12 protein-coding genes are annotated in these 14,231 nt (G+C 45.5%); 6 read left to right on the forward strand and 6 right to left on the reverse strand.

Annotation, left to right across the window (positions count from 1 at the left end; translation table 11 throughout):
• The first annotated feature begins 101 nt into the window (after positions 1–101).
• Positions 102–995 (forward strand): multicopper oxidase family protein, encoded by an 894-nt coding sequence (locus NQ117_RS15340; RefSeq protein WP_258278901.1) that lies wholly within the window; start codon positions 102–104, stop codon positions 993–995.
• Between the two features lie 86 nt (positions 996–1,081).
• Here the strand turns inward: NQ117_RS15340 and NQ117_RS15345 are convergent, their stop codons facing one another.
• Positions 1,082–1,558, reverse strand: coding sequence for a hypothetical protein (locus NQ117_RS15345; RefSeq protein WP_258278902.1), 477 nt, complete (start codon positions 1,556–1,558; stop codon positions 1,082–1,084).
• A gap of 303 nt (positions 1,559–1,861) precedes the next feature.
• On the opposite strand from NQ117_RS15345, the gene NQ117_RS15350 reads away from it, so the two are divergent.
• The 4 genes from NQ117_RS15350 to NQ117_RS15365 all read left to right on the forward strand — a co-directional run bounded on the left by NQ117_RS15350 (position 1,862) and on the right by NQ117_RS15365 (position 4,273).
• Positions 1,862–2,908 carry a hypothetical protein gene (locus NQ117_RS15350; protein ID WP_258278903.1) on the forward strand — a complete coding sequence of 349 codons (1,047 nt, stop codon included), beginning with the start codon at positions 1,862–1,864 and terminating at the stop codon, positions 2,906–2,908.
• Between the two features lie 322 nt (positions 2,909–3,230).
• On the forward strand, positions 3,231–3,833 hold the full coding sequence (locus NQ117_RS15355) for a sigma-70 RNA polymerase sigma factor region 4 domain-containing protein (RefSeq protein ID WP_258278904.1): 603 nt from the start codon (positions 3,231–3,233) through the stop codon (positions 3,831–3,833).
• Between the two features lies 1 nt (position 3,834).
• Positions 3,835–4,020 carry a hypothetical protein gene (locus tag NQ117_RS15360; RefSeq protein ID WP_258278905.1) on the forward strand — a complete coding sequence of 62 codons (186 nt, stop codon included), beginning with the start codon at positions 3,835–3,837 and terminating at the stop codon, positions 4,018–4,020.
• Positions 4,010–4,273, forward strand: a complete 264-nt coding sequence (locus tag NQ117_RS15365) for a helix-turn-helix domain-containing protein (protein WP_258278906.1) — start codon at positions 4,010–4,012, stop codon at positions 4,271–4,273. The genes NQ117_RS15360 and NQ117_RS15365 overlap by 11 nt, the downstream gene beginning before the upstream one ends.
• A gap of 41 nt (positions 4,274–4,314) precedes the next feature.
• On the opposite strand, the gene NQ117_RS15370 is transcribed toward NQ117_RS15365, so the two are convergent.
• On the reverse strand, positions 4,315–4,776 hold the full coding sequence (locus NQ117_RS15370; RefSeq protein ID WP_258278907.1) for a hypothetical protein: 462 nt from the start codon (positions 4,774–4,776) through the stop codon (positions 4,315–4,317).
• Between the two features lie 338 nt (positions 4,777–5,114).
• On the reverse strand, positions 5,115–5,633 hold the full coding sequence (locus NQ117_RS15375; protein ID WP_258278908.1) for a DJ-1/PfpI family protein: 519 nt from the start codon (positions 5,631–5,633) through the stop codon (positions 5,115–5,117).
• Positions 5,634–5,778: 145 nt separating this feature from the next.
• Here NQ117_RS15375 and NQ117_RS15380 point away from each other — a divergent pair, with 145 nt between their 5' ends.
• On the forward strand, positions 5,779–6,165 hold the full coding sequence (locus tag NQ117_RS15380) for a winged helix-turn-helix transcriptional regulator (protein WP_258278909.1): 387 nt from the start codon (positions 5,779–5,781) through the stop codon (positions 6,163–6,165).
• Positions 6,166–6,230: 65 nt separating this feature from the next.
• On the opposite strand, the gene NQ117_RS15385 is transcribed toward NQ117_RS15380, so the two are convergent.
• From NQ117_RS15385 to NQ117_RS15395, 3 genes are all read right to left on the reverse strand, one after another.
• The gene (locus NQ117_RS15385; RefSeq protein ID WP_258278910.1) at positions 6,231–11,987 is read right to left on the reverse strand and encodes a carboxypeptidase regulatory-like domain-containing protein; all 5,757 of its coding nucleotides are present in this window, start codon (positions 11,985–11,987) and stop codon (positions 6,231–6,233) included.
• Positions 11,988–12,233: 246 nt separating this feature from the next.
• Positions 12,234–12,704 (reverse strand): hypothetical protein, encoded by a 471-nt coding sequence (locus NQ117_RS15390; RefSeq protein ID WP_258278911.1) that lies wholly within the window; start codon positions 12,702–12,704, stop codon positions 12,234–12,236.
• A 526-nt stretch (positions 12,705–13,230) separates the two neighbouring features.
• Positions 13,231–14,226 carry an electron transfer flavoprotein subunit alpha/FixB family protein gene (locus NQ117_RS15395; RefSeq protein WP_258278912.1) on the reverse strand — a complete coding sequence of 332 codons (996 nt, stop codon included), beginning with the start codon at positions 14,224–14,226 and terminating at the stop codon, positions 13,231–13,233.
• Between the last annotated feature and the right edge of the window lie 5 nt (positions 14,227–14,231).

The raw sequence follows: 14,231 nt of genomic DNA on the forward strand, positions 1-14,231 counted from the left end.
GAAAGGTTTAATGGGAAGCTCGTATAGCTGCAACGTTCTGCATTCTAACTGACTGCTTCCCTCTGTATACTGGTAAAAATGCTAATGTGGAGTTGATGCGTATGGTCATTTCACCCCAAATACCGAACTTGCCTTATGTAGAGAAGAATGGCATTAAGTATTTCACCTTAGTGGCGGAGCCTGTGAGGAGCGAGATCCTTCCGGGCATTTATATGAATGCTTGGGGCTATAATGGGATGTCTCCGGGTCCTACGATTTGTGTGTATCCCGATGATTATGTATGTATTCGCGTTTATAATAAGCTGCCTCAGCCGACCAGCGTGCACTGGCATGGGTTAGACGTGCCGAATGTGATGGATGGGGTGCCAGACATTGAACCTTCTCCACGCATAGAGCCTGGTCAGTATTTTGATTACCACTTCAAGATTACCAATCCTTCTGGGACACATATGTACCACTCTCATTTTTATACGGTGATGCAGGATATGATGGGGCTGGAAGGGGGACTGATTATTCTCGATCCTAGCGAGTCGAAGCAAGAGGTGCAGCGCGATTATTATTTGATGTTAGGTGCCTTTGCGTTAAAGAATATCCAGATGGGCGTTCTCCAACCCGGCGTCTATGATATTGATCCGTTTGCTCATAATTCGAATTTTTTTACGTTGAACGGAAGATGCTTTCCATACACAGCAGCCCTGCCTGTTTCAAAAGGGGAGCGAGTGCGAATTCGATTCGGCAATATTGGTATGATGAATCATCCGATGCATTTGCATGGTCATCAATTTTTGGAGACAGCTGTGGATGGGAACTCGATTCCGAAGGACAATCAGCTTCGAAAAAGTACGATCCTCGTACCGTCGGGTACGACAAGAGATCTTGAATTTATCGCGGATAATCCGGGGCGATGGCCGCTGCATTGCCATTTTCCACACCATGTGAGCAATAATATGACCTTACCACTTGGAGGTATGACAACGGCAATTGTATATGAATAGGGAGCGTTCGCTATCTTTGGCAGCTCGCATATAAAAAAGCAGGCTACCTCCTAAGGCAGCCTGCTTTTCTTTGTACAATCACTAACCTATCCCAAATAATTAACAAGTATAAGCAGTAGAATAATAAGGATAGAAAGAAGTAGAAATGGTTTTTTGTCCTTTTTTTGTCGAGCCACCCAAACTCCATAAGAAAAAATAAGACCAATGCTAGAATAAGCTAATAAAAATTGAAATCCTTCAGGTGAAAAGATAAAGCTAAAGTTGTTAATAGAAAAATAGCCCATTGTAAATGGTATTATTGAAACAGGTATAACTCCGATTAAGATAAAGACCACTGTTTGTGACCAAAAATTATATTTCTTCAATAAATGAAGGATAACTACTGCTGTAGCATAAAGTAATATTCCTACTGTGAAAAAGGCAGGTGCAGTCCAAGTTATTATTTTGCCCAAGCTTTCAGTAACTCTGCCATCGTACATCAATAGATATGATATATAAACTAATAATCCGGTTAAATAGCTTGTAATAGCTACCCAAATATAAAATAAGTCCGAACGTTTCATGAAACATCCTCCTATTATTGAGTAGTTATTTAAATAAATTATTAAATTATAATATGAGTATTTATTCGTTTTACATATTTAGATATACGCTGATTTAATCTATAAGTTTAGAATTACGTATAGCCGTAATTCTAGCATGACATTTGCGCTAGGTGTTTTTTTAAATGAAGTGGCTGAAATGATTCGTTTCATCGTGTCCATAAACAATATAATAAGCAATTATAGGGTTGTTAATCCAGTCTGCTGGATCACTTATATAGTAAGCACCGAGATGACGGTGTAACTATAAGGAGGGGATCTTGTATGGCAATTCTACTGAATGATGCAACGAAAACCGCGAGAACACCGAATTGGGCACCGAAGGGCAATAGTACGGTAGTTAAAGGCGGTGGCTACGTATTTTACTCGGACAATCCTGAGGCAGTAGATTCGACTGACTTGGCCGATGCTGGCAAGTGGCTGAATCGAGATACGGTAACAGGAGCGGGGCTCGTGTATGTATGGCATCACAACAAGACAGGTATTGCTATTAAGCATGGTTTGACGATCTACAACCCTAATAACTTTGCGATTAAAGTTACCTCCAGCAATAATGGTAGGACGAATCATGCAGGTAATCCTGATTCAAGTGCGTGGAAGGATTACTTCTCTGGCGCAGGTGCGACCTCTGTTGTCATTAACCCTCTGGCATGGGGAACGATATTCCAAGCGACGATCCCAGCTGGAAACAACTTCGGTCTCGTTGCTCGTACGAATGTTACGAATAACAGCACTGGAGTTGCAGCATCTGCGATATTTTATGATCTAGCATGGAATACGAATTCAGGGGGCGCTGCTGCCTTTGCGAAAAATAAAGGTACGGAAATGAGACGTGGTAAAGGCCCCACTTATTATAATACAATTAATTTTGATACTCTTGCACCGACTTCAACCAATGGTGTGGCCTACCGAATCTGTGGATCGACAGCGTATCCAGGTATTTTCGGAACCGATGATATTCCATTGGTCACCGATCCTGCGCCAACGATTCCGGGACAGAATCAAAATGTAACGGGTCTTTTGGATGGCGGTTATGGACAGCAAATGTCCGTTACGATGAAAGTTAAAAATACGACAACAACGGCTCGTAAGTTCAGAGTATTTATGGGACGGACGACTGGGTTTTATTCCTTCCCATTTGTAAATATGGCGGGGACATCGGTCTATCACAACTGGGTTGGCGGCGGTAGCTATGTAGATATGATTGAGACAGCTTCCCTTGCTCCTGGAGCTACTGAAACGGTATCGTTCTTCTTAGTTATACCAGCGATTTCGACGACTCCGTTTGTGGTTGGGGCTCGAACGATTTAATAATAAACAGGTTCGTACATGATAGGGGGCGAAAGCCCTCTATTTCTTATTTAGCATCAAGCTCGAAAATACGAATAAGGAGCTCATTCAGTAGTATTGGGGAACATGATTGCTTACATGCTGGGAGCAAAAAATAGTGGGGAAATCTCAAAGAATGACGTGCTTTTTGGGCCAAATTGTAGTATACTAAAATAGTAAATGAGAACAAACGATCCCATCGGATCTCTTTTTTTCGCATCAAAACAGAACGTACGTTCTAATTTGATTTATGTTTATCACCATGCTTCTTACTCGCGATGAAGAAGATAAAGGAGGTATGTGAGTGATCAATGAAGAGCAAAGGAACAGGTATGTTCAATTTTCTAGAGTTAATAAAGTGATTTTTGATGATCGTGTCATGCAAGATTTTTTCTCCCAGGAATCTAATATTGCATTGCTATTATCCACACTGGATGGAGATAGTGTCAGCAAGCAGAAGTTGGAGGACAATTTCCGTAAGCATTATTTCCGCATTCGATTTGTTAAGTATCTCGTTTCGACGATTAAGTTCTGTGCAATTGATCAGTTTCGAGTCAACCAAAGAGTCCAAACGCGCAACCCTCTCATATTTGATCAACCTACAATAGATGACCAGTCTACTGCTACACTGGGTGAACTGCTCTCCGTGCAAGCTGAACAATCGACTACCTCAGAGATTTTAAACTCCGAACAATTTAAAGCATGTATCTCCAATGAAGCATTAGAACACGCTTATGTCCAACTTACTCCGCATCAACAGTTAGTCATTGCATTAGTCTACGGCATGTCCTACAGAGACAATGAGGTAGCCACCACGATGGGAGTATCCCCTCAAGCCGTATGCAAATCTCGTAACGCTGCTCTTAAGAAAATGAGAACTTTCATTTTAAACAAGGAGGTGAGGTAATATGAATGAACCAACCCCTTTTCCAGATTTGCTATCGCTTATAGGCCAGGTTGGATTACCTACGGTTCTGACGGGACATGTATGGAAGCGATTCGATAACAAGTTGGATGTACGTACCGAAACGGTAGCCAATCTATCAAACATGATTTCTACTAAAAAGGAGGATAACTATAAACGTGAACGATGAATTATTCGATTTAGTAGCACTTGCCCATCGTGGAGATAAAGATGCGATGATGTCGATCATCAATCGCTTTACTCCTGTCATTAACTCCGTCCGCTGCAAGACCAAGTATGATAGACAGGATGATCTAGTTCAAAATATCATCGAACTCCTCATTAAAAAAATTATGGCCTACGATCTGACCACGACATTGGACTTTACCGCATTTTGCAAATTACGAACAGCACACATGCCTGATACAAATGAAAAGATGTGATGTTTAGGATGGTTGATCAACCGTTCTGCTTGTTTTGAACTTTAATAGCGTGAGGGTGATTCAAATGACGCATGTAATAGAAGCCTTAGGGGGGCCCTGAGGCTTCTTTGTTGTGCTCCGGAGTGTGACTCCTTTTCTCTTCCTGTGGGATACAAAACATATGATATTTCATTAATATAGGGATGAACGATTAATTCAGTGCCATCTTGTTTTTGGTAAACGTAGACGACTCCAATACTTTGTTCCTCGACTAAGTTCCAACCGTGTATATGAAACTGTCTCTCATAACGATTAGACAAGCCCTCCCATTCTCTAATACCTTTTAGTGAATAAGTGAAAGTCGTTCCATTGCCATTTTTCTTTGCTTCCTTTAAAACGGCTTTGTTCGGTATGGGGAATCCTTCTCTGGTCATCGAGTAACTAAAATAGGTTTCATACACATAGTAAGAACCGACAGCTAGCGCGATAGATATCAGAACTGCAGCGGGCCATTTTTTCATCATAATCATCATTTCCTTCGTATTAAATTTATGAAGTGGAATAGGGTAGATGATGATGCTCTATGGATGTAAAGGGGGCTGTCCTTTTCTGTTATATAGTTAATGCTTCAGACGTGAAGTGCGAAAGAATTGTTTCGCATAGACGACGATCACGACAAAAGTTATTGAGATACAAACATGTTCCTCTATATAGAATAGCGTGCCATAAAACAATATCGTTGGGGCTGCTTTATCATCGCTCGTGTTGTTCTGGAGTAGGGGTGACCGTATGGAGAATAGGTAGAAGCCTTAGTATGTACTAAGGCTTCTTTGTCATGTTTATTTCGTGTAAATAGGATAGACTAACGCAACGCCTCGACCAAGCTGTGGCCAAATGCTTTTGCGCCGTCTGGGCCATCACTAGTAATAATATCGTTGTGCGCAACGACATGCTCAGAGACATATTCGACATTGTTATTTTTCAATGCGTTGATCATTACATCGACGGGATAACAAGTAGCTGCTCGTCCAGCAAGCAAGCCTGTCTCCGCGATAGATACAGAACCAGCGCAAATACCTGCTACGAGTACTTGCTGCTCATGGGCTTGTTTCAAGAATGCAAGAAGTGTTTCATTGCCCCAAAGGTGATCAATTGTACCAGAACCACCGATTACAGCCACAGCGTCATATTGGTTAGCAGCAACATCTGAGAAGATAACCTCAGCGTTCACTTTTCCTTCGTAGTCACCTGTAATTTCACCAACTACTGTACTAGCGATTGTGACTTCTACGCCTGCTTGCTCCAATATTTCTTGCGGGTGAAAACATTCATCTTCATTAAAACGCTCGGGTGGTATAATAAACAATACTTTTTTATTCATGTGTAATTCCTCCTAGGTGTGAATGTATGGTTATAAGATTACTTACACTGTAACGTCGATTTCTCAAACTGTGAAGAATGCACTATTTTGTGCGGAAGTTACCTGTAGGTTACTTTTGCGTAGGACAAGGAGTTAACGAGCATCGATGTCAGATACATTACGTGAAGAAATTAAACAGAAAATACTTAACGGCGATTTTAACTGTGAAAAAGAATTGACGTTATCCATTTTGAGCGGCAAATGGAAAGTCGTTATTTTGTGGCATTTAGGTGTAGAGGGACCTCATCGCTTTAGTGATTTGCAGAAGCTGTTCCCGAAAATCTCGCACAAAATATTAACGAACCAGTTGCGTGAGCTGATTGAAGATGGGATCGTTCATCGTGAGGTGTATCCTGAATCTCCGCCGAAAGTCGAGTACTCGATGACAGAGCTAGGTATGACGATTTTGCCTATCGTTGAAATGATGTATGACTGGGGCAAGAAGCGGATGAACAAGATTAAGCAAGAAATCGGAACGCTTGATAGTGAATAGCCCCCAAAAAAGAGAGAACATGTCTCGCACCAGCGAAATGGAGCAGGACATGTTCTTTGTTGTGTTTATTCTTCTTCCTCGTCAACTAAAATGACATCCAACGTTGTAGTTGAGAGGGAGGTAATGGTAAAAGGAACGAGCCTCGTTCGTTTGTCGGGGTACGAGAATTGAGCTGTATATGTTCCGGGATCGAGACCGAATACCCCGTACTGGCCTTGCTCGTTTGTAATAACGGTCCTTAGCGGGATTTGGCCTGCCACGAAAATAATAACGAGTGCTCGGAATAGAGGGCGGGACTGTTCATCGCGGACAACTCCAGTTAGGTTGCCTGGCAGTGAGCTGAGGGTAAAGTCTACATTGAGGAGTTGGCCTGCCGCAAGAACGACTTGTTGAACTTGAGAACCGAATCCAGGTGCAGTTACGGTAATGAAGTACGTTCCCGGCCGTAAGCTGCCAATCTGGAATCGACCTTCCCCATCGGTTAATCCGATCCCAGTTACGGTGCGGTTCTCATTCAGCACTTGGACAATTGCCCCTACGATTGGATTGTTCGCTTCTCGATCCAGCACTCTTCCTGTTACAGTAGCTGGATTTGGAGGAAGCGTGAAATTAAGAGTTGCCTGTTGATTCGGGGCTAAGTCTGCGGATTGTTCTTCGAATTGTTGATTTGGCAGCTGGGCATATACGGCTACGTCCCCGGGAACGGCATTGTTGACGAGATAGGCCCCACCAGGGAATGTCTGCACTTCGCGAACTACGGTATTGTTGGCATCGATCACGCGCACGATTCCGTTTTGAGCTTCATTTACTACAGTAGGTGGAGTAGGAGGGACAGGTATGGTTGGTCGTACAGTTCCTTGCACGACAGGTGCATTTGGTTGAAGCACGACATCAACTTGAACGCGCTCACCAATTCCGATGAGCACAGATGTGGTGTAGGCAGAGAAGTTAGGAGCGGTAAAGGATAGCGTGTAATTGCCAGTAGGGAGATTGCCGATGCGGTACGTTCCGTCAGGTCCTGTTGTCACCGTTGCTAAGGGATCTCCAAATACGTTGAAGATTCGGATCGCTACGATCGTGTTGGCTACTGGACTTAACCCTGTTTGGCTGCGCACTGTACCTGCAACTTCACCTGGAATGGCGGTTAAGGCAAAGCTAAGTCTTGTATTCGTACCCGGCTCTATAGTGAAGCTTGCCGATTGTGAGGAAAAGCCTCGTTCAGATGCAACTGCTTTGTACGTCCCTGGGGATAATCCCTCTGCCATGTACTGTCCGATTGAGTCGGTTAAGTGAGTGGAAAGAAGCGTATTGCGAGAATCAAAAATCTGGATGGCAGCGCTTGGCAGCGTGTTGCCAGTCGCCACATCGGTTACAATGCCGAATACCCCGCCTGCATTTTGCTGCAATATAAAGTTTACATTTTGTGACGCTCCAGCTGGGAGCTGCACTGCCTGAGATTGCTCTCCATACCCGATATGCTCGCATGTGATTGATCCTGTACCAGGCTGCAGGTTAGGAAATTGATAGGAACCCTCCTGTCCAGTTAACACAGAGGTCACAATCTCTCCCGTCTCCATTTTAAACGCGATGGTAGATCCGCTTAATGGTTGATTGGTTGAGGCATCTAGCACATTTCCGGTTACAGCAGATAAAAGAGTACTCACGGTAAGGGTGAGAGGGATTGTTAATCCGGTAGTTACCTGAACAGGTACGGCTGTAGCGGCAAAGCCGGGTGCATTGACGCTGACTTGATAATTTCCGGTCGGCAAATCTTGGACTGTAAATGTTCCGTTGCTATTTGCGACTATGGTTTCGAACAGGGCTCCCTTCTCGTCATAAATGCGGATATTGATACTGTTTCCAGTAACGGGAGCACCAGAGGTTGTTACAACGTTTCCGTTAATTCGTCCGAAGGAAGGATCTAATAAGATATTGGCTGTTGTATTGACGCCACTTTGAATGATCTCGCCTAATTCCTGTGTAGCATAGCCATCAGCACGAATAATAAGAGAATAGGAGCCAGCAGGCAGATCGACAAAGGTAAAGTTGCCGAATATGCTCGTAACCGTCGCTTCGAGCAGAACACCTTGGGCATCAGGTGTACGGATACTAATGCTTGCGCCGCTGATCACTTCACCAGTTACACGATCTCGCACATTACCGCTAATGGAACCTGGGTTAGGGATAAGAACAAAGTTAATATTGCTGAGTGATGCGCCAGGAGTCAGGGCAACACCGTCGACCAGCGTTGAAAAATTAGGGGCTGATATGACGACGGAGTGATTGCCTGGAGGGAGATTGCTAATAAAATAGTTTCCAGCAATATCAGATAGTCCGATTGAAAGAATGTTCTCATTGTTGTCGAGTACGCGCAGCTGCGCATTCGTGATAGGCAATCCGTTAGAACTTGTAATCGTACCGCTGAACTGGGCGGGATTAGGCTGGAGTGTAATGTTTAATTCGGTGGTTGCATTTGAATTTACGAATGCTCCAGCTGTAGAAGCCGCATACTCAGGTGCTAAAGCAGCGATCTCATAATTGCCAGGTGCCAGGTTGGTGAATGTGTAGCGCCCATTCTCATCGGTGGCCACGACAGCGATAAAGATATGGTTGCCATTATACAGCTTCACAATTGCATTTGGGACATTCGGAGTAATGAGGCCGGTAATGGTTCCAGGTTGCGGGACCAATCCAATGGCAGTCGGTGTGGTAAGTCCGGGTTGAACGATGACTCCGACTGTATTCGCTTGATAGCCATCTGTACTTGCCGTAACCGTATATTGATCAGGTGGGAGACTAGAAAATGTGAACTGCCCGTTACTGTCGGTAACGGTGACAGCTAGTCGGAAGCCATTCGCATTGACGACCTTTGCAAGGGCACCGACCAATGGCAAGTTTGTCTGACTATCGAATACACTGCCTGTTACGCTGCCTGGATTCGGATTGAGGCCAATCGTAATCGGTGTCGTTGCATTGGGAAGCACCACAACATTAGCACCATCGATTTGGAATCCGTCGGCAATAACTGCGATCGTATACGTAGCTGGCAGGAGACCTGGGCTAAGGAAGTTGCCGTTGGCATCCGTATAAAGGGTGGACACCACCGTGCCGTTCTGATCGGAGAGGCGTATTTCCACGGCAGCGCCGCTAATAGGGAGTCCGTTCTGAAGGGAGATGACCTTACCTGAGATAAATCCAGGCTGTGATTGCAGCGTGATGGAGCATTCTGTGTTGGTATCGGCTATTACGGTAACGCTGCAAATGCCATTTTCGAATCCATCTGCTGTTACCGTTAAGACATACGTGCCTGGAGATAAAGAAGGTACGGAATAACTACCGTTCACATTGCTAATCACCCGAGTGATAACAGGGCCGCCTCCTGTGTTGCTGCGGACGGTTATCACTGCACTTGAAATAGGACCTCCAGATGAGTCGGTAATTACACCGCTTACGGAACCCACTAATGGCTGTAGTGCAGCACTTGCTGTAGCAATTTGATGAGGAAGAACGATGGCGCCAACGGTCGCTGTTCCATAACCAGCAGCACTGAAAGCTGCTTGATAATTTCCCGACCCAACATTGCTAATGAAGTACGCTCCGTTACTATCTGTCGTGGTGGAGAATACGAGCAGGTCATTGAACAAAATTCTCACGGATGCATCAGGCAATGGTTGCGTTGTGGATGCATCGGTGATGACGCCTTGGATGGAGCCTGCCAATGGGCTTAATATGGCGCTGACAGGGGTTGACTGTCCCGGCAGAACGATGGCACCTACCGTTTGACTGGCATAACCTTGGCCGCTGAAGGATACCGAGTATGTTCCTGGCGGCAGGATGAAGTCTATCGTAAAGGTTCCAGCCGCATCTGTATTTGCGGTAGCTAGGGTAAGTCCAAGATTATTTACGATACGGATGCTTATATCTGCTAATGGCTGTCCTCCGTTATCTGTCACTGTTCCGGTAAGTGCCCCTGGGTTTGTCTGTAATTGAGCATTAAGCTGCAGACTAGTTCCTGGACTGACGGTGACGCCCAACAATTGAACAGAATAGTTAACAGCAGTGAATCGAACTCTGTCATTACCGGGGGCGAGACCAGCAACAGCGTATGTCCCGTTCGCATCCGTTACCGTTGTAGCGAAAACCAGTCGATTCGCTCCGAGTATTTCTACTAACGTTCCGGGAATCGGTAGACCCGTATCGACATCTGTGACGAGACCGGATAAGCTGCCCGGATTCGGCTGTAGGACAAAGTTAACGGTATCTGTCTGTCCTCGCCCTAGGTTTTCGGAGACAACCTTGCTTTGAAAGCCGTTAAGGGAAGCGGATAAAGTATAGAAGTCGGGCATTAGGTTAGAGAGGATATATTGTCCATTTCCATCTGTGATGGCAGAGGCGATCGTGTGAGCGAGGGCGTCTTTCAGCAGGAGGGTGGCTCCAGCTAAAGGCGCATTGTTGTTGTCGGTAATCGTACCTTGCACGGCAGCGGGAAGTGGCGTAAGAAATACAGTGTTTGCTGTACCTTGGCCAGCTGTAATCGTCACGCTCGTATCCGTTATGGAGTAGCCTGCTCCCGAGGCATCAGCTCTTAGTGTGTAGGCTCTTGGAGGCAATTCGGAGAAGCCGTAGGCACCTCCTATATCCGAGGTAGTCGTACGAATCACATTGAGCGCCGCATCTAGTAAGCTCAGGACGACACCTTGAATCGGCAAGCCAGTTGAACGGTCCAGTACGGTTCCTGATGCAGAGCCCGTTGTCGGGGCGAGGGCTACATTAACGGTTACCTCTGTACTTCCGCTGTTAATCGGAGTTCCGCTAAATGAATCAATGCCAGTTGCTGTTCCTCGATTAAGCGTCCTTACCCCGCCGTTAACAGTCGTGAACTGACCGTTCAGTTGGATAGGCAGCGTTATCGATGCTCCTGCAGCAAGATTACCAATATTCCATGTAATCGTCTTATTGAGTGGATTGTAAGTAGCCATTGTATTGCCTGGGGCAACAAATGTCACACTAACCACTTGCTCCAGCGTAATTATACTAGAGGCGAACACAAGATTGGCTGCGCTTTTACCCGTGTTCGTTACGGTGAGCGCTTCTTGCCATACGGAGAGAGCGCCTACGGCAACCGAAGTCGGACCCGATGTAATGGTTTTGGAAACCGTTAAGGAAGCTCGCACGTTCGTTGAGGCGGGAGTTGTCGGGTTACTGAATGCTTGACTGAAGCTGAAGCCTTGGGCTTGAAGGGTATCCTTGTTGAAGTTGTTGTTGTTCGTGGCAGTGAAGAAGAGCATGCGTATAGGGGTAGTTGCTGTGATGCCAAGTGTAGAGAAGAAAAGGGCGGAAGGGATGAAAAAGTCGAGGAAGTAATCAGGGTTGCCGCTAAAATTAGAGCCATCCCCGGTTAGCCGTGCACGAACGATATCGTAGTTAATAATCGGCAGGCTCACATTTGGGCTTCCTCTTCCATCTGTCCCTTCAGCAGGGTCGTTCCAGGAATTGTTCTCCTTGATCGTGTTTTGGACGAGATCCAGCGTTGTTCGCAGGCCATTGACGGCGATGAGCCATTCATACGTGGCAGGATTATTGTCCGTATCGAACAGAAATCCCCAGGCGAAGTTACTAAAGCCCGTCTTTTGTCGCGGATCACCGTTCAATCGCATTCGGAAGTACATATTGGTGCCGTCATAGGCCATATACACGGCCGGAAAGGCATCACTTCCTACGATATCCGTATCAATGGGATTTACATCGCCAGCAGGATCGATGAGCGGTGTTGTTCCCTGCAGAAGGGGGCTGAATTGGGAGTCACTTGGAAATGTAACCAACAGCGTTCATCCTTTCTACCTGTGATATGCCTATGGAATCGGGCATCTTAACTAAGCATGTCTGCCTAGCTGTACAACTATCCCTATAGCATATGGCTAGCGGTATCGAAGGAAAGTGGCAGTTGACCGAATGCTAACACACATTTTACAGCGACGTCTTCTTTCGTGGGAAGAGTGGCTTTACATCTCCTATATTATTAAATCTGTAAACTCTTAAACTCCTAGAGATATAGAGCTCTAGCTCTCTCAAATGGTTGCGTAAATAAATAAGACTAGGACGACAATAGATAAGATCGTAAACGGCTTCTTGTTTTGCCTTTTGTGTGCTACCCAAAATCCGTAAGAGCATACTAGGGCAATGCTAGTATAAGCCAACAAAAATAGCATCCCTTCTGGAGAAAATGCAAACCATATCGTAGTGAAAGCAAGGTATCCCATCATTATGGGAACTAACATAACGGGGATGAATCCTAGGATGACAAAGAGTAGAGTCTGCAGCCAAAAGGAATATCTATTTAGGGAACGAAGGACAGCTACTGCTATGGAGTATAGAAGAATTCCGACTGTGAAAAAGGCAGGTGCAGTCCACGTTATTAGCTTGTTAATCTCATTAAATGTTTCCCCGTATAAAGCCCAAAGAGAAGCAATATAAACGATTATCCCTGTAAAGTAACCAGTAATGGCAACCCATATGTAAAACCAATCGGATCGCTTCATGTCAAAAACCTCCTGAATGAATGGATGAATGGACAATTGATTAGCAATCATATATACGTGAACTTTGTATAAGATGTTTCCTTCTTGAGTGGGACATGAAGTTTATGGAGAAGAGCCTAACCTGACTTGCTGCCGGGCTAGGCTTTTTTGTGTATGGATCGAAGATACGACTTCGAAGCATGCTTTTATTTTTTTTAGAAATAACAATTCGAATAGCCTCAGTGATGGCTCAACTCGCACAGCTTGAAACGGACTTCTAGCCATGATGTTCCGTTTGTTTCCTCTAACGAACGCTATTGACGTTATGTTAACGAAATTGTACATAGTAGAATTTTAACGGTTACGAGAGAGCTTATTTCAGTAATAATAGGGAAGAACATTGATTTATTAGATAAATAAGCTCACAGATATCCTTTATATTTAAAAATAAGCAAATATAAGCCGGATAGCCTCTGTGGCAACCGTTAGCGTCATGCAATTGAACGTACCGATAGAGTTGCTGCCAATTGAACATTTTAATACACGGTTAATCAGCAGAACCGGATTTAAGCTGCTGTTTGAATTGGGCTGTTAGTAATGGCACGACTTCAAATAAATCACCCACGATGCCATAATCGGCAATTTGAAAGATAGGAGCATCAGGGTCTTTATTGATCGCAATGATAACCCGAGATTGGCTCATGCCAGCGACATGCTGAATTGCGCCGCTAATGCCGCAGGCGATGTATAGTTCGGGCGTGACGACCTTGCCCGTCTGGCCAATTTGCAGCGCGTAGTCGCAATAGCCCGCGTCGCAGGCACCGCGAGATGCGCCGACTGCGCCGTTCAGCACCTCGGCCAACTCTTCGAGTGGCTTGAAGCCTGCTGTGCTTTTGATGCCGCGCCCACCTGAGATGACGATCTTCGCTTCGCTCAGATCGACTCGTCCTGCTGCTTGCGTGACGACATCTCGAATGACGGTGCGCAGTGTTGGAGCAGGGTAGGCAATGTTCACTACAGGTGCGGTGCGACCTGCCTCACAAGACGGGAGCGGGAAATTGTTCGGTCGGACGGTAACGACGGACTGGGCAGAGGTGAACGTCCGCTGCTCGAATGCTTTGCCAGCGTAAATGGGACGAGTGTAGAGGATGCTGCCGCTTGCAGCATCGGTTTCCAAAGCGATGATGTCAGAGATTTGGCCGGCTTGAAGCGAGGCTGCGGATAGCGGAGCAAGGTCTTTGCCGATGGATGTGTGGCCGAAAAAGATTGCCTTTGGCTGGGCAGCTTGAATGACCTCTTGCAGCGAAGCATCGTAAGCTTCGGCGTTATAGTGCCTTAGGTCGTCGTGCTCGACTACATATACATGATCCGCTCCATAAGCGGCGAGCTCATTGGCGAAGCGGGATACATCGTTTCCGATTAAGACAGAGGCAACCGTTGAGCCTTCACCTGAAGCTTGCCGTGCAGCAGTAATGACTTCGAAGGATACTTGCCGCAAGGCGCCTCCTTTTACTTCAGCTATCGCGAGATATACAGTAGTCATATTTT

Source organism: Paenibacillus sp. SC116 (assembly GCF_024733555.1).
Lineage (GTDB): Bacteria > Bacillota > Bacilli > Paenibacillales > Paenibacillaceae > Paenibacillus_B.